This is a genomic window from Brevibacterium ammoniilyticum (genome assembly GCF_038429965.1).
Taxonomy (GTDB): Bacteria; Actinomycetota; Actinomycetes; order Actinomycetales; family Brevibacteriaceae; genus Brevibacterium; species Brevibacterium ammoniilyticum.
The window spans coordinates 203,276-221,913 of record NZ_BAABNP010000006.1 but is presented as its reverse complement, the minus strand read 5'-3'; the positions used below and the strand labels follow the sequence as shown (position 1 = coordinate 221,913).

23 protein-coding genes are annotated in these 18,638 nt (G+C 67.5%); 16 read left to right on the top strand and 7 right to left on the bottom strand.

Features of this window, described 5'->3' with window-relative positions; genetic code table 11:
* Positions 1-63 precede the first annotated feature (63 nt).
* From rpsF to AAHA49_RS09355, 5 genes are all read left to right on the top strand, one after another.
* Positions 64-354, top strand: a complete 291-nt coding sequence (gene rpsF, locus AAHA49_RS09375; RefSeq protein WP_339391516.1) for a 30S ribosomal protein S6 — start codon at positions 64-66, stop codon at positions 352-354.
* A gap of 31 nt (positions 355-385) precedes the next feature.
* Positions 386-1,006, top strand: coding sequence for a single-stranded DNA-binding protein (locus tag AAHA49_RS09370; RefSeq protein ID WP_342038072.1), 621 nt, complete (start codon positions 386-388; stop codon positions 1,004-1,006).
* Positions 1,007-1,041: 35 nt separating this feature from the next.
* Entirely contained in the window at positions 1,042-1,281 is a 240-nt protein-coding gene (gene rpsR / locus AAHA49_RS09365) for a 30S ribosomal protein S18 (RefSeq protein WP_009376853.1), read from the top strand.
* Between the two features lie 16 nt (positions 1,282-1,297).
* Entirely contained in the window at positions 1,298-1,756 is a 459-nt protein-coding gene (gene rplI, locus AAHA49_RS09360; RefSeq protein WP_339391513.1) for a 50S ribosomal protein L9, read from the top strand.
* A 249-nt stretch (positions 1,757-2,005) separates the two neighbouring features.
* Entirely contained in the window at positions 2,006-2,641 is a 636-nt protein-coding gene (locus AAHA49_RS09355; protein ID WP_342038071.1) for a DUF1345 domain-containing protein, read from the top strand.
* 212 nt (positions 2,642-2,853) lie between these two features.
* Here the strand turns inward: AAHA49_RS09355 and AAHA49_RS09350 are convergent, their stop codons facing one another.
* Positions 2,854-3,453 (bottom strand): DUF488 domain-containing protein, encoded by a 600-nt coding sequence (locus AAHA49_RS09350; protein ID WP_342038070.1) that lies wholly within the window; start codon positions 3,451-3,453, stop codon positions 2,854-2,856.
* Positions 3,450-3,668, bottom strand: a complete 219-nt coding sequence (locus tag AAHA49_RS09345; RefSeq protein ID WP_342038069.1) for a hypervirulence associated TUDOR domain-containing protein — start codon at positions 3,666-3,668, stop codon at positions 3,450-3,452. Before AAHA49_RS09345 ends, AAHA49_RS09350 begins: the two co-directional genes overlap by 4 nt.
* A 228-nt stretch (positions 3,669-3,896) precedes the next feature.
* Between AAHA49_RS09345 and AAHA49_RS09340 the strand changes: the two genes are divergently transcribed.
* Positions 3,897-5,192 carry a DUF445 domain-containing protein gene (locus tag AAHA49_RS09340; RefSeq protein ID WP_342038068.1) on the top strand — a complete coding sequence of 432 codons (1,296 nt, stop codon included), beginning with the start codon at positions 3,897-3,899 and terminating at the stop codon, positions 5,190-5,192.
* Here AAHA49_RS09340 and AAHA49_RS09335 read toward each other — a convergent pair.
* The 3 genes from AAHA49_RS09335 to AAHA49_RS09325 are packed head-to-tail and all read right to left on the bottom strand — an operon-like array spanning position 5,173 to position 7,014.
* On the bottom strand, positions 5,173-6,234 hold the full coding sequence (locus AAHA49_RS09335) for an FUSC family protein (protein ID WP_342038067.1): 1,062 nt from the start codon (positions 6,232-6,234) through the stop codon (positions 5,173-5,175). The two genes, AAHA49_RS09340 and AAHA49_RS09335, sit on opposite strands and share 20 nt — an antisense overlap.
* Positions 6,235-6,289: 55 nt before the next feature.
* On the bottom strand, positions 6,290-6,679 hold the full coding sequence (locus AAHA49_RS09330) for a VOC family protein (RefSeq protein ID WP_342038066.1): 390 nt from the start codon (positions 6,677-6,679) through the stop codon (positions 6,290-6,292).
* Positions 6,676-7,014: an ArsR/SmtB family transcription factor gene (locus tag AAHA49_RS09325; RefSeq protein ID WP_342038065.1), complete on the bottom strand. Its 339-nt coding sequence runs from the start codon at positions 7,012-7,014 to the stop codon at positions 6,676-6,678. Before AAHA49_RS09325 ends, AAHA49_RS09330 begins: the two co-directional genes overlap by 4 nt.
* Before the next feature lie 219 nt (positions 7,015-7,233).
* On the opposite strand from AAHA49_RS09325, the gene AAHA49_RS09320 reads away from it, so the two are divergent.
* The 8 genes from AAHA49_RS09320 to AAHA49_RS09285 all read left to right on the top strand — a co-directional run bounded on the left by AAHA49_RS09320 (position 7,234) and on the right by AAHA49_RS09285 (position 15,364).
* Entirely contained in the window at positions 7,234-7,962 is a 729-nt protein-coding gene (locus tag AAHA49_RS09320; RefSeq protein WP_342038064.1) for an ABC transporter ATP-binding protein, read from the top strand.
* Positions 7,962-9,326 carry an FtsX-like permease family protein gene (locus AAHA49_RS09315; protein WP_342038063.1) on the top strand — a complete coding sequence of 455 codons (1,365 nt, stop codon included), beginning with the start codon at positions 7,962-7,964 and terminating at the stop codon, positions 9,324-9,326. Before AAHA49_RS09320 ends, AAHA49_RS09315 begins: the two co-directional genes overlap by 1 nt.
* 26 nt (positions 9,327-9,352) lie before the next feature.
* A complete protein-coding gene (locus tag AAHA49_RS09310; RefSeq protein ID WP_342038062.1) occupies positions 9,353-10,735 on the top strand; it encodes an FtsX-like permease family protein in 1,383 nt (460 codons plus the stop codon).
* 186 nt (positions 10,736-10,921) lie between these two features.
* Complete coding sequence (gene dnaB / locus AAHA49_RS09305; protein WP_339391547.1) at positions 10,922-12,259, top strand: replicative DNA helicase; 1,338 nt, start codon at positions 10,922-10,924, stop codon at positions 12,257-12,259.
* A gap of 95 nt (positions 12,260-12,354) precedes the next feature.
* Complete coding sequence (locus AAHA49_RS09300; protein ID WP_342038061.1) at positions 12,355-13,302, top strand: MerR family transcriptional regulator; 948 nt, start codon at positions 12,355-12,357, stop codon at positions 13,300-13,302.
* Positions 13,289-13,975, top strand: a complete 687-nt coding sequence (locus AAHA49_RS09295) for a VOC family protein (protein ID WP_342038060.1) — start codon at positions 13,289-13,291, stop codon at positions 13,973-13,975. The genes AAHA49_RS09300 and AAHA49_RS09295 overlap by 14 nt, the downstream gene beginning before the upstream one ends.
* A 2-nt stretch (positions 13,976-13,977) precedes the next feature.
* The gene (locus AAHA49_RS09290; protein ID WP_342038059.1) at positions 13,978-14,325 is read left to right on the top strand and encodes a nuclear transport factor 2 family protein; all 348 of its coding nucleotides are present in this window, start codon (positions 13,978-13,980) and stop codon (positions 14,323-14,325) included.
* Between the two features lie 58 nt (positions 14,326-14,383).
* Positions 14,384-15,364 (top strand): LysR family transcriptional regulator, encoded by a 981-nt coding sequence (locus AAHA49_RS09285; RefSeq protein ID WP_342038058.1) that lies wholly within the window; start codon positions 14,384-14,386, stop codon positions 15,362-15,364.
* On the opposite strand, the gene AAHA49_RS09280 is transcribed toward AAHA49_RS09285, so the two are convergent.
* On the bottom strand, positions 15,336-16,274 hold the full coding sequence (locus AAHA49_RS09280) for an NAD-dependent epimerase/dehydratase family protein (protein WP_342038057.1): 939 nt from the start codon (positions 16,272-16,274) through the stop codon (positions 15,336-15,338). The two genes, AAHA49_RS09285 and AAHA49_RS09280, sit on opposite strands and share 29 nt — an antisense overlap.
* A gap of 165 nt (positions 16,275-16,439) precedes the next feature.
* Positions 16,440-17,012: a TetR/AcrR family transcriptional regulator gene (locus tag AAHA49_RS09275; protein WP_342038056.1), complete on the bottom strand. Its 573-nt coding sequence runs from the start codon at positions 17,010-17,012 to the stop codon at positions 16,440-16,442.
* Positions 17,013-17,103: 91 nt separating this feature from the next.
* Between AAHA49_RS09275 and AAHA49_RS09270 the strand changes: the two genes are divergently transcribed.
* Both AAHA49_RS09270 and AAHA49_RS09265 read left to right on the top strand, forming a co-directional pair.
* Positions 17,104-17,832: a type 1 glutamine amidotransferase domain-containing protein gene (locus AAHA49_RS09270; RefSeq protein WP_342038055.1), complete on the top strand. Its 729-nt coding sequence runs from the start codon at positions 17,104-17,106 to the stop codon at positions 17,830-17,832.
* Positions 17,829-18,620, top strand: coding sequence for an SDR family NAD(P)-dependent oxidoreductase (locus tag AAHA49_RS09265; protein ID WP_342038054.1), 792 nt, complete (start codon positions 17,829-17,831; stop codon positions 18,618-18,620). Before AAHA49_RS09270 ends, AAHA49_RS09265 begins: the two co-directional genes overlap by 4 nt.
* Positions 18,621-18,638 lie beyond the last annotated feature (18 nt).

The window sequence follows — 18,638 nt, the reverse complement described above, 5'->3', positions numbered from 1 at the left end:
ACGCATTTACCCTCCTGCCATGGAACGACCATGGCCGTGAAGACCAGAGGAGGTGGGTGACACATGCGTCATTACGAGCTCATGCTCATTCTCGACAGCGAACTCGAAGAGCGGACGTTGGCTGACACCGTGAACAACCTGATCAAGGTTGTCCCGGCAGAGAACGGAACCGTCGACAACGTGGACATCTGGGGACGTCGGCGCTTCGCCTACGAGATCCAGAAGAAGTCCGAGGGCTACTACGTCGTGGTGGACTTCCACGCGGAGCCGGCCACGACCAAGGAACTCGATCGTCAGCTCGGACTCAACGAGTCGGTGCTGCGGACCAAGATCCTCCGCCCGGACGCCAAGTAAGCGTCACGCTACCCCGTTTCAGGAGCATTCAATGGCAGGCGAAACAGTCATCACGGTCGTCGGGAACCTGACAAGCGATCCCGAACTGCGCTTCACACCCAACGGTGCTGCGGTCGCGAACTTCACCGTGGCCTCGACGCCGCGTATCTTCGACCGTCAGTCGAACGAGTTCAAGGACGGGGAGACCCTCTTCCTGCGCTGCTCGGTCTGGCGGGAAATGGGAGAGAACGTCGCCGAATCGCTGCAGCGGGGTACTCGGGTCATCGTGCAGGGCCGACTGAAGTCGCGCTCGTTCGAGACCAAGGAAGGCGAGAAGCGCACGGTCATGGAGCTGGACGTCGACGAAGTCGGCCCCAGCCTGCGCCGTGCCACCGCCCAGGTCTCGAAGAACGAACGCGGCGGCGGAGGCTTCTCCGGTGGTGGCGGCAACTCCGGCGGCTACCAGGGTGGCGGCCAGCAGGGCGGCTACCAGCAGCAGTCGTCGGGATGGGGCAACAACCCGCAGCAGGGAAACCAGCAGCAGGGCGGTCAGCGCCAGGGCGGCTACAACCAGGGGAACAACGGCCAGGGCAACGACCCGTGGGCATCATCTTCTCCCCAGAACGACAACGGCGGCTGGGGCAACCCCGGCGCCGACGAACCGCCGTTCTGACCACGTTTTAGACATTTCTCATACAGGAGATACTCATGGCAAAGCCAGAGATCCGGAAGCCTATCAAGAAGAAGGCGAATCCGCTCAAGAAGGGCGAAGCGGCCAACATCAACTACAAGGACACCGCTACGCTCCGCAAGTTCATTTCTGACCGTGGCAAGATCCGTGCACGGCGCGTCACCGGCGTGACCGTGCAGGAACAGCGCGTCATCGCGAAGGCCGTGAAGAACGCCCGCGAGATGGCACTCCTGCCCTACTCGAGCTCTGCTCGCTGATCGGAGGAGAACAGACATGCCTAATCGCAAAGTGATTCTCAACCAGGAAGTCGACGGCCTCGGTGCCGCCGGCGACATCGTCGAGGTGCGCGCCGGCTACGCGCGCAACCTGCTCGTCCCCCGCGGCTGGGCCACCCCGTGGACCGTCGGCGCGGAGAAGCAGATCCTCGCGCTGCGCAAGGCCCGCCAGGCCAAGCAGATCGCCGACCACGACGAAGCCGTGGCCGTCAAGGATCAGCTCGAGTCGACGAAGGCTCGCATCGAGCTCAAGGCCGGCAAGAACGGTCGCCTCTTCGGCGCCGTCACGCCCGCCCTCGTCGCCGAAGCGCTGCACACCGCGACCGGACACGACTTCGATCGTCGTCAGGTGGCCCTCACCGGTCACGTGAAGACCCCCGGCAGCTACACCGCTGTCGTGCGCGTCAACGACTCGATCACCGCGAACGCGAAGTTCGACGTCATCGGCAAGGCCTGATACAGACCTCAGCCGGCTGCGGACGCCGGGTGCTCTTCTCGAGCACCCGGCGTTCGCGCATTCACGGGTCGGTGGGGTCGGCGGTCTCAGCACCCGGGCCGGCTGGGTCAGCGTTTGGGGCCGCGGCGGTCGGCGGCTGGCGCAGTTTCCTTCCGGCGAACAGGGTGAGAACGGTTCCGGGTGTGGCAGAGTGTTGTCGAAACCTCGGTTGTCGGAACTGCCGCCTGCATCGATTGGAGCCGTGACCCCATGAAGAAGCTCATGATCAGCGCCACCGGACGGCTCGTCGCGTCCATCATCGTCGGATTCATCATCGGCGGCATCGTCGGTGCGTTGACGACCACCGGCGACGGGTTCCTCGTCGGCATCGCTTCGGCGACGACGTTCTTCGTGCTCGTGGGCACTGCCGCCCTGTGGCCGATGTCCTCGGATGAGACGAAGGCGAACGCGAGCCGGGAGGACTTCAACCCGGTCCTCGACGAGGTCGTCATCACGATCGCCCAGCTCTGCGGGCTCGGCGGCATCGTCCTCCTCCAGGTCGTCGGCGGCTCGCAGGCGGGCAACTGGGAGGCGGCGATCGCGCTCGTCGGCGTCTTCATGTCGTGGGCGGGACTGCAGATCCTCTACAGCGCCCGCTACGCCTACATGTACTTCGGGGACGGGACACCCGGCGGCATCGACTTCAACTCCGATCGGGTGCCCGACTACAAGGACTTCCTCTACTTCGGCTACGCCGTGGGCATGACCTTCGGCGTCACCGACACGAGCGTGTCCGACACGCAGATCCGTGCGGTCGTCCTCCGCCACAGCCTTCTGTCGTACGTCTTCAACGCCGTTATCCTCGCCACGGCCATCAACCTCGTCGTCGGGGTCTTCTCGAACTGAGGGCTGTGGCGCGGGTTCGTGCGGCGGGTGGCCTGCGCCAAAGTGGAGGATCCGACTCGCTATCGGCGCTGGAATCGATTCGGATCCTCCACTCAAGCGCGTTCCATCGGTCATGTGCGCGACCCGATGGCCCCAATGCGACCTGACGGCCCCTGGGCACGCCCGCCGATGCTTCGACCGACCCTCGTCAACCCCCGCTGTCGCGCCGCGGTCTACTGCTTCGGGTACGTGATGCGGACGGGGGACGCGTCGTCGATGACGGCACCGGCGCTGAGCACCGCCTCGGCGGTCTGACCCTTCCCCAGCACATGGACGACGTCCTGGCCGTGGGCGAGGAGGTAGTCGGCGATGATGCGCCGATGGCAGCGCCACCACACCGCCTCCGAGCACATCACCGCGCATCGCTGTGCGTCGCCCCAGGTCAGCAGCACGTCGATATCGAGGGCGAACTCCTCGGTCAGAGCGTGGTCGGCGTAGTTGTGGAAGCTGCGGTTCTCCCACCATGCGTTGACGTCGAATGGGACGTCTCGACTGACCGTCCGCCGACCCGTCAGCCCCTCGAGGCGGCGAAGCTCTATTCCCCGCTCCGCCAGTGCGGGTGCGAGGACATCGGCGTTGAACTGGGGATGCGCTCTCGATCCGGGCAGCTTGCGGACGTCGGCGACCACCTCGGCACCGGAATCGGTGAGGAGGTCGAGGAACTCCTCGAGACTGCGGTTCGAATGGCCGATCGTGAGGAACGCAGGGTAACTCGGGGCAACGTCGATGGCGGGGACCGCGGTCGGGTCGGTCGCGGGGTCGGACGTTGTCATTCGCCGTCGATGAGGTGGAGCGCGCTGCCCTTGTGCGCGGCGATGTGGTCGGTCGTATCGCTCCTGATCTCGTACTGGGGATCGTCGGGGCTCGCTCGGTGCGTGTGGCCCTTGTAGTCGAAGTCCGCGGTGTGGACTCGGATGATGTGGCCGGAGACCTCACCGGCCTCGGAGTTCCACCCGACATGATCGCCGACGGAGAATTCCTGTGCCATGACGACCTCCTTGGTCTCGCCCTGTCCTCATTGGACCACACTCGGGCTGTCGGGGACAGCTCATGGAAACCGTCCACGGTGGCAGTGCGGCTTGTCTCAGACTGCACGGGTTCGGCGCTCCCGCCTGCGGGATGACGGCACCGGCAAGCGAGGTTCCCAGCCTCGCCCCAGCCGGTCGGCATCCAACGCTGGCCGCGGTTCGCTAGAGTCAGTGCCCAGGGGGTAAGAATGACGAATTCGACGCAAGCATCCGTGCCGCGCTTCGGCGGGCCGAGCGAACTCACGCCCGAGGACCGGGAGCGCGCGCGGGGGCTGAAGAGGATGCGCACGCTCGCGCTCTCCCTACTCATCCTCGCCACCCTGATCTTCCTCGCCACGAACCTCTTCACCGACCTCAGCGGCGTGTGGGGCTTCGTCGCCCGCGGCTCCGAGGCCGCGATGATCGGTGCGATCGCCGACTGGTTCGCCGTCACCGCCCTCTTCCGCCACCCGCTCGGTCTGCCGATCCCGCACACCGCGATCATCCCCCGCAAGAAGGATGCCCTCGGTGCCAGCCTCTCCGCGTTCGTCGCGACGAACTTCCTCCACGCCGAGGCGGTGTCGACGAAGATCCGCTCCCTCGGCGTCTCGCGGCGGGCCGGGGAATGGCTGAGCAAGTCAGCCAACCGCGACCTCGTCGTCGACCGCGCCGCCGGCGGCCTCGAATACGTCCTCGACCGCATCGACGACGAGCAGATCGCGGCGCTCACCCGCAACGTCATCATCCCGCGGCTGGTGGCGACGAAGAAGTCACCGGTGCTCGGCAAACTGCTGCGCCAGATCGTCCTCGACGGCGCCCACCACAAGCTCGTCGACCTCGTCGTCGCCGAGGCGTACACGTGGCTGAGCGACAATCCCCAGGTCATCGACGAGATCGTCCACAATCGCGCCCCGTCGTGGGTGCCCGACTTCGTCAACGATCAGCTCGCCAACCGACTCCAACGCGAGATTCTCGGCTGGCTCGTCGACGTTCGCGACAACCCGTACCACAAGGCCCGGCAGGCCCTCGACGCGTGGCTCGTCGACCTCTCCACCGACCTCGAGACCGACACCCCGCTCGCCGGCAAGGCCGAGGACATCATCAACGACCTGCTCACCCAGGACGGCGTCGTCGACTCCGTGCTCGAGATCTGGACCTCCCTCAAGCAGCTCCTGCGCGAGGCGATCATCGAACCCGACGGCGAGGTCCGTGACCGCATCGCCGACCTCATCGGCGAATTCGCCGAACGCCTCCAGACCGACACCGCGTTCGCGGAGAAGATCGACGACCGCGTCGCGACGACCGCAGGCGACCTCGCCGAGAGCTTCGGCCCCGAGATCGCCAGCGTCATATCCGACACCATCGAACGCTGGGACGCGAAGGAGGCCGCCGACCGCATCGAACTCTACGTCGGCCGCGACCTCCAGTACATCCGCATCAACGGCACCGTCATCGGCGCCCTCGTCGGCATCCTCCTCCACACCGTCATCGTCCTCCTGCCCTGAGGCCCGAAGTCGTCTTCGCAGTCCGACGCCTCCCGAGCCAGCCGACGGCGAGGACGACGGCGATGCCGACGGCAGCCCCGAGAAGGGTCTCGACCCCACGGTCGATGATGAGCGTCGACCGTGGGATCGGGTGAGCGAGCTGGGTCATGAGCAGGATCATCGGCGTGAAGAAGGTCAGCGCGAACCCGTAGTTGCGCATCATGAGGTACTCGGTGGGGAACTGCAGGAGGATGACCGGGATCGCCAGCCACACCGATGAGGGGTTCGGCCAGAGGATGAGCGCAGTGAGGACGAGCCCCGAGAACGTCCCGAGCACCCGATGGACACCGCGGGCGATGCGGCCGGGCAGCTCCGCCGCGGCCAGGGGCACGGCCGCCGAGGCCATCGCCCAGTACGCATGATCGAGTCCGATGAGGGTGCCGATGATCCCCGCCGAGGCGACCGCCACCGCATACGTGGCCGCGTGCCTGATCATCGGCAGGGCATGGGGACCGCGCAGCGGGGTGATCGCCCGCCGTGACCCGGGTTGCCAGGCCCTGGTGCGGAACCAGCCGAGGAAGCCGATGACGATCGCGAAGGCCGCGGCCGCAGCGCTGATGCCGATCGGCACCCACGGCGGCGCGAGCGGTTCGACGGAGGCGCAGGCGCCGAGGGCGAAGATGCCGAAGAACGGACCGCCCGGTCGCATCCGCGCGCGGTCGGCGATGATCGACCCGAGGCCGGCGAAGAACGCCTCGATCGTGATCAGCCCCCACACGGGCGTGTCCAGCATCGCGAGCATGACGCCGATGACGACCCCCGAGAGAAGGAGCAGTGCGGCCTGGAGCTGGTGGATCAGTCGCAGCTGGTGGGGCTCGCCGCGGCCGTACATGCCGCAGAACGCGCCGAAGACCGCGTAGATGATGAACTCCTGCTGCCCGAGGAGAAGGAGGATGAGGGAGGGGATCGCCACTCCCAGGCCGACGCGGATCGGCGCACGACGGTCGTCGTCGGCGGGGTCGAGCCGCAGTGTGCTCCGCAGGTAGTCGATGAACCTCTTCATGGCTGTGCTGCCGGACCGACCCGGTCGGCCCGGCGGCGGGCACACGGCGGGGCGGTCATTCCTCCTGGTGGATGAGCTGGACGAGATTGCCCACCGTGTCATCGAGCACAGCGGTGGTGATCGGCCCCATCTCGAGGGGCTTCTGGGTGAATGATACGCCGAGGCCGGTCAGCCTCTCATACTCCGCTGCGACATCGTCGACGGCGAACTGGTTGATCGGGATGCCGTCGGCCCTGAGTGCTGCGGTGTAGTCACGGGCGGCGGGATGTCCCATCGGCTCGAGGACGACCTCGACGCCGTCGGGTGCCTCGGGCGAGACGACCGTGAGCCACCGGGCGTCGCCGACCGGGACGTCGTGCTTGACCTCGAAGCCGAGCTTGTCGCGGTAGAACTCGAGTGCGCGGGCCTGGTCCTCGACCGGAATGCTGATCCACTGTGCCTTCATGATGGGTCTCCTACATCGCTTGCGTGCTGGGTGGTCGGGTACTGCGTGGTCGGGTCCTGGGAGGTCGAACCTCCGATCCAGCGGTCGAACGCGGTCCGGAGCGGCTCGGGATCGAGCCGATGGAACTTGTATCGTCCTTTCCGTCTGGTCACGACGAGCCCGGCGGACTCGAGGACCTCGAGATGCTGGGACACCGCCTGCCGGGACAGGCCGAGCCCGTGTCGATTGACCAGGCGCGAGCAGATCTCGAACAGGGTCTGGTCGTCGCGGTCGGCGAGCTCGTCGAGGATCGTCCTCCTCGTCGGGTCGGCGAGCGCCTTGAAGAGATCTGCCACACCGCCACCATAGGCAAGCAGTCACTTGCCTGTCAATGGGTCGGGCCCGCCGAGGCACCGAATCACGCGATTCCGACCCCGGATCGACCGCTGTCGGTTCCCGGTATAGACGCACGTCACAGTGCCTGCGGTTCCCCCGCCGCGAGAGTCGGGTTTTCCTCGCGGGAGTCGTGGGAGGACTGCATGGTCGCTGTGAACGATCCGCGAAACCATTGAGACATGAACACATCACAGATGCCGGCGATCATCACCGCCTCGAATGTCACCAAGCACTACAACCAGACCTACGCCCTGGCCGGCGTCGACCTCACCATCGGCCTCGGAGAGTCGCTTGCCATCATGGGACCCTCGGGTTCGGGCAAGACGACCCTGCTCCACTGCCTCGCCGGCATCCTCCGTCCCGACGACGGTCAGATCCGCCTGCTGCCGACCGACCGCAGCGCCGCCGCGGAGATCACCTCCCTCAAGGAAGCCGGCCGCACCGCCCTGCGCCGCGAGGTCTTCGGCTTCGTCTTCCAACAGGGACTCCTGCTGCCCGAACTCACCGCCGAGGACAACGTCGCGCTCGCCGCGATGCTCGCCGGGATGAACCGCTCCGATGCGACCAAGCACGCCCGCGCCTGGCTGCAGCGCCTCGGCCTCGGCGAGCACCTGGGCAAGCGCATCGGCCAGCTCTCCGGCGGTCAGGCCCAGCGCGTGGCCATCGCCCGCTCCCAGGTCACCCAGCCCGTCGTCACCTTCGCCGACGAGCCCACCGGCGCCCTCGACTCGCGCACGTCCTCCGAGGTCCTCTCCGAACTCCTCGCCTCGACGACCGGCCGCGGCTCGACCCTCGTCGTCGTCACCCACGACGAGAATGTCGCCGCCCGCTGCTCACGCGTCGTGCGCCTGGCCGACGGGCGCATCGTCTCCGACTCCGCGATGCAGTACGCGTCGAACAACCGGTGATGCCGACCATGAACATCCTCTCCACAGTCCTCACCAGACAGTCGTTCACCTCGGCGACGGCCCGGCTCGTCGCGATAGCCTTCTTCGCCTGCTCAACCCTCTTCCTCACCGTCGCCGCCGGTGCGTGGGCGTTCATCGACCGCCCGGACGTCGAGCGCTACGCCGAGGTGGCCGAGCTCTACCGGATGCTCGCCATCCTCGCCACCGTCTTCCTCGTCGTCCCCGCCGTCAGCCTCGGCGTCGCCTCGGCGAAGCTGAGCGCCCGCCGCCAGGACGAGCGTCTGTCCACCCTCTCCCTCCTCGGCGCCTCCAAGGGCACGGTCAGGCTCGTCGCCGTCGCGGAGCCCTTCGTGCCCGCCGCCGCCGGCATCCTCGCCGGCATCGCCGGCTACTTCCTCCTCGCCTACCCGCTCAGCTTCATCGTCTTCACCGGTGAGCCTCTGGGCTACTCCGCGCTGATCATGCCGGTGTGGCTGCTCGCAGGCGTCGTCGTCGGCCTCCTCCTCATCTGCCTGCTCGCGGCCCTCATCGGCCTGCGCAAGGTCGTCGTGTCCCCGCTGGGCGTGCGCACGCGCTCGCTGGGCCGGAAGTTCCCGCTCGCCCGCGTCATCACCGTCGTCGTCCTCGCCCTCGGCGCCCTCGGCGCGTTCGCCTTCTCCCAGCAGGACGGCCAGCGGCAGATGGTCACGGTCATCGCCAGCATCGTCACCATCGGCGTGGTCCTGCTGCTCATCAACGTCCTCGGCGTCCTCATCATGCGCATCCACGCAGCGATCAGCGGCCGCATCGCCCGTCGCCCCGTGTCCATGCTCTCGGCGTCGATGATCGCCGACGCGCCGGCCCAGTACTGGCGCCGCGTCGCCGGTCTCGCCCTCATCACGTTCATCGCCGTCGTCGGCGGCACGGGAACGGCGATGATGCGCGGGAACGAAGGCACAATGAGCCCGGCCGAACTCGAGGCCCTGGGACCGCTGCAGTACACCGGTGACGACGTGTTCACCGGACTCATCCTCACCCTGGCCATCGCCTTCGTCCTCATCGTCGTCTCCGCGACGATCAACCAGGCCGCCGACATCCTCGACCGGGCCACGACGTACCGGGAGCTCCATGCCGCCGGCATGTCCCAGGCGATGATGCACAGGGTCACCGTCTCCGCCGTCATGTCCCCGATCGTCCTCGTCACCTTCGTCTCCCTCCTCCTGGGCGGACTGCTCGCAGCCGCCATGGCCTCGGCCGGCGACCTCACCGATTCGACCACGATCACGGTCGTCGCCGCCGTCCTCGTCGGGGGCATCGCGATGGTGTGGCTGGGACTGCAGTTCACCCGACCTCTCGTCCGCCGCGTCACCGCGGTCACCGCGTGAGGATCCCTCCCCTCTAGGAGCCAGTCATGTCCGCACCCACGAAGATCCTTCCCGTCGTCCTCGGCCGCAAGACCGTCACCGCACCGAGTTCCCTGCTCGTCATGAGCTCGTTCTTCGCCTGCGCGACGCTCTTCCTCACGGTGGCCGCCGGCGCCTGGATGTTCTTCCAGATCCCGCCGAGCAGCAATCCCGACGCGCAGGGGCTCGACGGTCTCTACAAGTTCTTCGCCGCCTTCGGCACGGTCCTCCTCGTCATCCCGGCGAGCACCCTGGCCTCGGCCTCGGCGACGCTCTCGGCGAGGCGGCAGGACGAACGCCTGTCGACGATGTCCCTGCTCGGGGCGAAGCGCTCGGAGATCGTGGCGCTCGCCGTCGCCGAACCCCTCGTGCCCGCAGTCTGCGGCATCGTCCTCGGCGTCGGCGGGTATCTGGTGCTCGCGTGGCCGGTCAGCCTCATCCACTTCCTCGGGCAGCCGATCGGGTACGCGAACATGCTCATGCCCCCGCTCCTGCTCGCCGGCGTCGTCCTCTTCCTCATCCTCGTCTGCGTCCTCTCGGCCCTCGTCGGCCTGCGGAAGGTCGCGGTCTCCCCGCTGGGTGTGCGGACGAAGTCGCTGGGGCGGAAGTTCCCGCTCGGCCGCGTCATCGCCGTGGCCATCGCGATCCTCCTCCTGCCCGTGGGCATCCTGGTGGCGAAGTCGACGAGTGCGGACCTCGCGGTCGTCATCTCCGCCGTCCTCGCCGTGTTCCTCCTGGGACTCGTCGTCGTCGACCTCCTCGGCGGGCTGCTCATGCGCTGGTTCGCCCACCTGTCGGGCAATCGGGCGACGAGCCCGCAGCGACTCATCGCCGCGCGGCTCGTCTCCGATGAGCCCAAGCGGTTCTGGCGTCGGGTCTCCGGGCTGGCGATGACGGCGTTCGTCGCCGCCGTGGGCGGCTCGGGGATCGCGATCATGCAGATGGGACTCGACGCCGTCGACGATCCCACCCTGGATGTGCCCGATGAGATCGCCGTGTTCTACTACGACATGTTCACCGGCATCCTCCTCGTCCTCGGCATCTCGATCGTCCTCATCGCGGTGTCGGCGCTCATCAACCAGGTCGCCGACATCTACGACCGGGCCGATACGTTCGCCGACCTCTACGCCGCCGGCATGGACGTCGACACGATGCACAGGGCCCTCGTTCGCGCGGTGCTCGGGCCCGTCATCTGGGTGGCGCTGCTGGCGGGAGGACTCGGACTCTTCCTCGTCATGCCGCTGGCCGGTGCGGCCCTGGTCCTCGAGCCTGTCACCTTCCTCACGATCCTCGCGTCAGTGGTCGTCGGTATCGTCCTCATCAGACTCGGCCTCCAGATCGCGAAGCCGATTCTCGCTTCGGTGGCCACCGCCGGGCGCGCCCGGGTCTGAGGGCCGCCTCGGCGAGGGCTGCGAAAGCGGAGTCGGATCGGTCCGGATCATGTGGTCCGGACCGATCCTGTGCCGTCGCCGAGGCGGTGACGAGGATCGCTGTCGGAGCTGAGTCGGGCGCGGGTAGAGTTGGATGGCACTGCGCCCGGGTCGGGGTCGCGGGAGAAGGAGGAGGAAGTCGTGGGAGTGACGACAGATCATGAGTTCGACGGTCTGCGGACGCCTCCGCAGGACGTCGAGGCCGAGGAGAGCGTGCTCGGTGCGATGCTCCTGTCGAAGGATGCGATCGCCGACTGCGTCGAATCGATGTCCGGCGACGACTTCTACCGTCCCGCCCACGAGACGATCTACGAGGCGATCCTCGACCTGTATTCCCGCGGCGAACCCGCCGACTCTGTGACCGTGGCCAACTATCTGACGAAGACCGGTGACCTCTCCCGCGTCGGCGGCCCCGCCTACCTGCACACGCTCATCGCCTCCGTTCCGACCGCGGCGAACGCCGCGTACTATGCGACGATCGTGCGCGAACGCGCCGTTCTGCGCCGCCTCGTCGAAGCCGGCACCCGGATCGTGCAGATGGGCTACGACGCCGAGGGCGACACGGACGACGTCGTCAACAACGCGCAGGCCGAGATCTACCGGGTCACGGAGAAGCACACGACGGAGGACTACGTCATCCTCTCCGAGATCCTCGGCGAGGTCGCCGCCGAGATCGAACGCAACGGCGACACGGATGGCCAGACCGCGGGCGTGCCGACCGGGTTCACCGAGTTCGACCAGCTCACCAACGGCCTCCATCCCGGACAGATGATTGTCATCGCCGCCCGTCCCGGCGTCGGCAAGTCGACCCTGGCCCTGGACTTCATCCGCTCTGCGGCCATCCACCACAAGCAGGCCGCTGTCTTCTTCTCCCTCGAGATGGGCAAGAACGAACTCGTCATGCGTCTGCTCTCGGCCGAGTCGGAGATCCCCCTGCAGAACCTCCGCCGCGGCGAGCTCAGCCCGCACGACTGGACGAACCTCGCCGCGACCGAGGCGCGGATCAACGACTCTCCGCTCTTCGTCGACGACTCCCCGAACATGGCGCTGACCGAGATCCGCGCGAAGTGCCGTCGGCTCAAGCAGCAGCACGACCTCAAGATGGTCTGCGTCGACTACCTCCAGCTCATGAGCTCGGGCAAGCGCGTCGAATCCCGTCAGCAGGAGGTCTCCGAGTTCTCCCGCTCGCTCAAGCTGCTCGCGAAGGAGCTCGAAGTCCCCGTCATCGCGCTCTCCCAGCTCAACCGCGGCAGCGAGCAGCGCACCGACAAGCGCCCCATGATCTCCGACCTCCGTGAGTCCGGGTCGATCGAGCAGGATGCCGACATGGTCCTCCTCATCCACCGTGAGGACATGTACGACAAGGAGCACGAACGCGCGGGCGAGGCCGACATCATCGTCGCCAAGCACCGTGCCGGACCGACCGGTGACATCGCCGTGGCCTTCCAGGGCGCGAAGTCCCGGTTCGTCAACATGCCGCAGTAGAGCAGGGGCGTCCGTGGGGGCGGTTGTTCGGACCCGGCGGGTTCCGGTGACCTGGGGCTTGACCTTGACCGAAGGGCAAGGATGAGGATCGGATCATGGCACAGACAGACCGTTTCCTGACGATCGGGGAGTTCGCCGCGCGCACGCGGCTGAGCCCCAAAGCGCTGCGACTCTACGACCGCAGCGGTCTGCTGCGCCCGCACCATATCGACGCCTTCTCCGGTTACCGCCGATACTCGCCTGCACAGGTCGCCACTGGGCGACTCGTGCACCTGCTGCGAAGCGCCGACTTCAGCCTCGGCGCGATCGAATCCGTCCTGGCCGACCTGCATTCCGACACCGCATCTGAATCCGGTGCCGATCGTGCACGTCGCAGGCTGGATGAGATGCTCGCGGGCATCGAACGCGATCATCAGGGTCGAAGAGTCGTCATCCGGTATGTGCAATCGCTCCTGAGAGAGGACACAACCGCCATGTTCACCATCAGCACCCGAGACGTTCCAGTCCGCCGCTTGCTTTCGATCCAGCGCAGGCTCCACGGCGATCAGACCGATGCCTTCATCGCCGAGGCGAAGGCCGCCTTCCGCACCCACCTCGGTGAGACAGTGCCGACCGGACCGTTCACCGTGATCTTCCACGGGCCGGTCAACGAGGCGCAGGACGGCCCGATCGAGGTCGTGCTCGGTGTTCCCGAGGACGTCCAGGCGAGCGACGAGGTCGGGATTCGCACGGAACCGGCTCACACCGAGGCGTATACGACGATCACCAAGGCGCAGTGGGACTACCCGGCGATCATGGCCGCCTACGATGCGGTGGCGTGCTCGCCCGAGGTTGCCGGTCGCAGCCGTTCGCCACTGTCGTGCCGCGAGGTGTATCTGGCGGAACCGGACGAGATCGGCGACGATGAGCTCATCTGCGATGTCGCCTACCCACTCGGCGACTGGGGGAGCAGGTCCGATCGATTCCGGCCGGCTCAGGTAGGCTCAACCTCAGCCCGCCGAAAGGTGAGAACAGACAAAGGAGTTCAGTGTGGGCGGCAATGACGGGCTCACCGGAGCGGAGATCAACCGAGCAGCTGTCAACGACTGGCGGCAGCTGGCCGGACCGATCCGTTCGCGCTACCGGACCGGTGACTTCGCCGCAGGACTCGCGTTCGTCACACAGGTCGGCGAAGCGGCGGAACAGGCGGACCTCGCGCCCCACATCACGCTCAGCGGTACCGACGTCATCATCACGCTGGGCAGCGGCGACGGCGGTGTGGTGACAGCGCGCGACATCACGTTCGCCCGCACGGTCAGCTCTATCGCCGCCGATGCGGACTTGACCGCCGACCCCACGAGCGTCATGCAGATGGAGTTCGCCCTCGACACGACGGCAGGCAGTCGAATCTCGCCCTTCTACGCAGCACTCCTGGGCGACGAACTCGACCACGGACCACACGCCCACGGCGGACTTGTCGATCCGACTGGTCAGGCGGTTCCGCTCTGGTGGCAGCAGCCGAAGGAGACCAGTCGGTTCCCTCTGCCCGCAACAGGAGTGCCGCAGACGTGGCATCCTGACATCTGGGTTGCCCACGACGAAGCAGAGCACAGGATCGCCGCAGCGCTGGCGGCCGGAGGCAGGCTGGTCAGCGACTCGGCGGCACCGTCGTACTGGGTGCTCGAGGACCCCGACGGCAATCGGTGCTGTGTGTGCGCTCCGATGGAAGAAGAGTGAGTATGTGCCGGACGGAAGACCTCGTCAGACGCCATATTGACGCGTTCAACGCCCACGACGTCGACGCGCTGCTCGCTGACTTCGCGCCCGCGACGGAATGGGTGACCGGGGACTACACGGTGCCGGCGGGACAGTTGCGCGAGTTCTTCGTCAGCGCGATGGAGTCGATCACCCCGCAGCTGAGCCTGCTGCGGATCATCGACGGCGGAGACGTCGTGGCTGCCGAGATGACCGAGACATGGACACACAACGGAGCTGATCGTTCGGCATCGCTCATTGCCGTGTTCGACCTCACCGACGGAAAGATCGCGCGGGCCAAGATCTACCGTGAGGGCTCCGCCGACGCCTGAGAGCTGAGCCGAACCCGACGCGGGCTGGACCGATCGCCGTCTGCGTACGATGGCAGACATGGACACCACGCCCAACGACCTGCTCGTGCTGCTCGCGGTCTCCCGGTCGGGGAAGTTCGCGTCGGCTGCCCGGGTTCTCAAGGTCAACCACACGACGATCTCCCGGCGGATCGCAGCCCTCGAGAAGTCACTCGGCGGCCGCGTGCTCTCCCGCTCCGCGGACGGCTGGGAGCTCACCGAACTCGGAGCCGCCGCCGTCCGCGTGGCCGAACAGGTCGAGTCCGCAGTGCACAGCCTCGGCGAATCCGGGCAGACCCCCGACCCGATCACCGGGGTCGTGCGGATGTCGGCGACCGACGGGTTCAGCGCGTATGTCGCCTCCTCCGCGGTGGCGAAGCTGCGCCGGGCCCATCCGGGCCTGAGCGTCGAGATCATCACCGTCACCCGGCAGGCCCTCCAGCAACGGTCGGGCCTCGACATCGAGATCGTCGTCGGCGAGCCCCAGGCCCACCGTGCCGAGGCGCTGCGACTCGGCGAATACGCCCTGGGCATGTACGCCGCACGCGACTACCTCACCGAGCACGGGACTCCGACCACCGTCGAGGAGCTCATGGAGCATCAGCTCGTCTACTTCGTCGACGCGATGCTCCACGTCGACGACCTTGACGCCCCCAGACGCCTGGTCCCGGCGATGCGCGACGGGCTGACCTCGACGAACGTGTTCGTCCACGTTGAAGCGACCCGAGCCGGAGCGGGCATCGGATTCCTCCCGTGCTTCATGGCCGACCGGCACCCCGACCTCGTTCGCCTCCTGCCGGATGACCTCACGGAGAGACTGCCGTACTGGATGGTGTTGCGCACGGACTCGCTGCGGCGACCGGCTGTCGCCGCAGTCGTCCAGGCGCTGCGCGAAGAGACCGTCGCACAGGCGGAGGCGCTGCTCGGCCGGAGCAGACGGGCTGTCGCTCCGGCCGCGACCGAAAGCGCCGGGCCCGGCGGCGCTCCTGTTGTCAGCGCGCCTGATCCGCCGGCTCGGTGAGGATCGCCCTGATCCCCTCCTCGTATCTCGTGACGGCGAAGTCGGGGAAGCGGGCGGCGAACTTCGCGGTGTCGAACACGTTGTCCCCGCGGTACCGGGGAAGGAGTTCGGCCGCCTCGGCGAGCATCGGATTGAACCGACTCCCCAGCCTGAACACCCACAGCGGCAGCACCGTAAACCCGATCCTGCGTCCGGTGATCGCCGAGGCGATTCCGATGAGCTGTCGGTAGGTCTGTCGGTTCTCATCGATCGGCAGATGCCACGTCTGCCCGTACGCGTCGGGAGTGTTGCCGAGGAGCGCGAGCGCCCGCGAGGCATCCGGGGTCCAGATGAGCGAGCGCTTCGTCGTCGCACTCACCGGCACGAGCGGGCGCTTGCCCGCCCTGATCCGGTCGAAGACGAGCATGTTCGACCAGCTCTTCGTCTTCCCCGGCCCATAGAACTCCGGGGCCCGACCGATGAGCGCCTCGATCGTCCCAGCGGCCATCTCCTCGAGCAGCATCGTGACGATCTCCGCCCGCACCCGGCCCTTCCGCCCGCCGGGAGCGAATCCCGTCGACTCGGTCTGCGGGGCAGGCGTGCCCGGATACATGTACGTGTTGTCGAAGAAGACGAGCTTCGTGTCGTGGGCCTTGCACGCGTCGATGACGTTCTTCATCATCACCGGGAACCTCTCCTCCCACAGGGCCGAATCCATCGGCAGTCCCACAGTGAGGTAGGCGATCGAACTTCCCGCGACGGCGCGTTCGGTCGAGGCCGGGTCCATGAGGTCGGCGGCGACGAGCTCATCGGTGCCGTTGACCTGCCGGGGCCTGCGGCTGACGAGGCGGATGTCGGTCGTGAAGTTCCGGTGGAGTTCGCGGGCGAGCTCATCGGCGATGGGTCCGCCGGCTCCTAGGATGGTCTGCACGGTGTGTCCTTCCCAGCCGCAGGGGCGGCAGCTGTCGATGACCTGATGTTAACGATGTTAACAACGAGCGATTCGGAACCATTCCCTCTGTGCGCCGAGGTGGTCGAGGCGGATCCCCGGCGCGTTCGATGAACGTGGGTGCAGTGGACCTGAGGTGCGGGGCGTTCAGTCGGCGGCGACGGCGGCGAAGGTCGCCCGGACGCGTGCGTCGAAGTCATCGTCGTTGCGGCCCAGGGTGCCCTCGAGGTGAAGCGTCGCCATGCCATGGGCCAGCGCCCAGCCGGCGGTCGCCATCCCATGGGCATCCCGGTCGGGGTGAGTCGCGGCGGCGACCTCCTCGATGAGCGCGAAGACCTGCGCGCACGCCGCACGGCGGTCCTCGTCATCGGCGAGCTCGGAGCCGAACATGAGCGCGTAGAGCGCGGGATGGTCCTCGGCGAAGTGGATGTAGGTCAGCGCGAGATCGACGAGCGGAACCCGCCCTGCCTCGGCCGCGTCGATGACTTCGCGCAGGGCGGTCTGCAGTTCGCGGAAACCGTGTTCGGCCATCGCGGCTTCGATGTCCTGCTTGCTGCGGAAGTGGCGATAGGGCGCGGCCTGCGAGACTCCGACCCTGCGGGCGACGGCGCGCAGCGAGAACGGCTCGCCCTCCTCGAGCATCTCGATCCCCGCTGTCACGAGTGCGGCGCGGAGATTGCCGTGGTGGTGACGTGGCTTCTCGGTGGTCGGCGTTGACACTGCTGTGGTTCCCCCATACGTTGTAGACACCGTTAACTTTATCAAGCCGGCCGAGGAGGTCGCCGGCCCGCCCTGACCGGAAGGCTCTCCCATGACCTCGGTTCTCTTCGTCATCACCGCAGCCACCGGCTGGACGCTCAGAGACGGCTCGGTCCACCCCACCGGCTTCTGGGCCGAGGAGGTCGCCGAACCCCACCGCGTCTTCTCCGAGGCCGGATGGGACATCACCGTGGCCACCCCGGGCGGTGTCGCCCCGACCCTCGATGAGCTCAGCCTCGGCGTGGCCGGCGGCCGGCCGAAGAAGCGCCAGGAGATCCGGGACTACCTCGACTCGATCGCGGACGTCCTCGACCACCCGGTCGCCCTCGACTCCGTCGCCGAGGCCGACTACGACGTCGTCTTCTACCCCGGGGGCCACGGGCCCATGGAGGACCTCGCCTTCGACCCGGTCTCCGGAGAGCTGCTCAAGCGCAGACTCGCCTCGGGCAGACCGCTCGCCCTGCTCTGCCATGCCCCAGTCGCCGTCCTCGCCGCGACGAACGAGGACGGCACGAACGCCTTCGCCGGACGGACGATGACCGGACTGTCCAATGTCGAGGAACGACTCAACCCGTTCGCCTGGAAGGCCAAGTGGCTGCTCGAGGACGCCGTCAAGGACGCGGGCATCCGCTATGAGAAGGGCATCGTGCCGCTGCGCCCCCACGTCGTCGTCGACGGCAGCCTCTACACGGGACAGAATCCGGCGTCCGCCGAAGCGCTTGCCGACCGCATCCTCGCCGACGTCGACGGTCGGGCCGCGGACGCAGGGGTGGCCCGATGAGGCGCGCACCGCTCGACCACCGCGGCACCACGGCCCTCGTCACCGGGGCGAGTTCCGGCCTTGGGGCCGAGTTCGCCCGACAGTTCGCCGCCCGTAGAGCGAACCTCGTCCTCGTCGCCCGTCGCCGGGGCCGGCTCGAGGCGCTCGCCCGCGACCTCGAGAACACCCACCGCATCACGGTGAACGTGTTCACCCATGATCTCGGCTCCTCTGACGGGGTGAGGGACCTCCTCGGCGATCTCGAGACCCATGGCATCGCCGTCGACTCGCTCGTCAACAACGCCGGCTTCGGCATCACCGCGCCCTTCGTCGACACCGAGCCGAACCGCCTCGGCGAGATGCTCTCCCTCAACATCGTGGCGCTGACCGAGCTCACCCGGTCGCTGCTGCCGCAGCTGCTCACTGCCGGCCGTGGCGTCCTCGTCAACGTCGCCTCCGCCGCGGCCTACCAGCCGACCCCGGGCATGGCCGCGTACGGGGCGACGAAGGCCTACGTCCTCTCCCTCACCGAGGCCATTGCCGAGGAGGTGCGCGAGAGCGGACTGCGCGTCCTCGCGCTCAGCCCCGGTCCGACGAGGACGGAGTTCTTCGCCGTCGCCGGCGGCGACTTCTCCCAACCCATCAACTTCGAGACACCCGAGAAGGTCGTGTCCGTCGCGTTCTCGGCGCTCGACCACCGCCAGCCGCGGTCGGTCATCTCCGGCTTCTCCAACCGCGCCATGGTGGCCGCCGCCGGTGTGATGCCGCGCAGGCTCGCTCTCTTCGCTGCGCGCAAGGCCCTCGAATGAGGGGCCCCGCGAACCTGT

Coding starts and splice junctions, on each gene's coding strand:
- rplI (WP_339391513.1), top strand. CDS start 1,298: ATGCCTAATCGCAAAGTGATTCTCAACCAGGAAGTCGACGGCCTCGGT.
- AAHA49_RS09265 (WP_342038054.1), top strand. CDS start 17,829: ATGAGGCGCGCACCGCTCGACCACCGCGGCACCACGGCCCTCGTCACC.
- AAHA49_RS09340 (WP_342038068.1), top strand. CDS start 3,897: ATGACGAATTCGACGCAAGCATCCGTGCCGCGCTTCGGCGGGCCGAGC.
- AAHA49_RS09270 (WP_342038055.1), top strand. CDS start 17,104: ATGACCTCGGTTCTCTTCGTCATCACCGCAGCCACCGGCTGGACGCTC.
- rpsR (WP_009376853.1), top strand. CDS start 1,042: ATGGCAAAGCCAGAGATCCGGAAGCCTATCAAGAAGAAGGCGAATCCG.
- AAHA49_RS09315 (WP_342038063.1), top strand. CDS start 7,962: ATGCCGACCATGAACATCCTCTCCACAGTCCTCACCAGACAGTCGTTC.
- AAHA49_RS09335 (WP_342038067.1), bottom strand. CDS start 6,234: ATGAAGAGGTTCATCGACTACCTGCGGAGCACACTGCGGCTCGACCCC.
- AAHA49_RS09350 (WP_342038070.1), bottom strand. CDS start 3,453: ATGACAACGTCCGACCCCGCGACCGACCCGACCGCGGTCCCCGCCATC.
- AAHA49_RS09355 (WP_342038071.1), top strand. CDS start 2,006: ATGAAGAAGCTCATGATCAGCGCCACCGGACGGCTCGTCGCGTCCATC.
- AAHA49_RS09320 (WP_342038064.1), top strand. CDS start 7,234: ATGAACACATCACAGATGCCGGCGATCATCACCGCCTCGAATGTCACC.
- AAHA49_RS09290 (WP_342038059.1), top strand. CDS start 13,978: ATGTGCCGGACGGAAGACCTCGTCAGACGCCATATTGACGCGTTCAAC.
- rpsF (WP_339391516.1), top strand. CDS start 64: ATGCGTCATTACGAGCTCATGCTCATTCTCGACAGCGAACTCGAAGAG.
- AAHA49_RS09300 (WP_342038061.1), top strand. CDS start 12,355: ATGGCACAGACAGACCGTTTCCTGACGATCGGGGAGTTCGCCGCGCGC.
- AAHA49_RS09285 (WP_342038058.1), top strand. CDS start 14,384: ATGGACACCACGCCCAACGACCTGCTCGTGCTGCTCGCGGTCTCCCGG.
- AAHA49_RS09370 (WP_342038072.1), top strand. CDS start 386: ATGGCAGGCGAAACAGTCATCACGGTCGTCGGGAACCTGACAAGCGAT.
- AAHA49_RS09310 (WP_342038062.1), top strand. CDS start 9,353: ATGTCCGCACCCACGAAGATCCTTCCCGTCGTCCTCGGCCGCAAGACC.
- AAHA49_RS09345 (WP_342038069.1), bottom strand. CDS start 3,668: ATGGCACAGGAATTCTCCGTCGGCGATCATGTCGGGTGGAACTCCGAG.
- AAHA49_RS09330 (WP_342038066.1), bottom strand. CDS start 6,679: ATGAAGGCACAGTGGATCAGCATTCCGGTCGAGGACCAGGCCCGCGCA.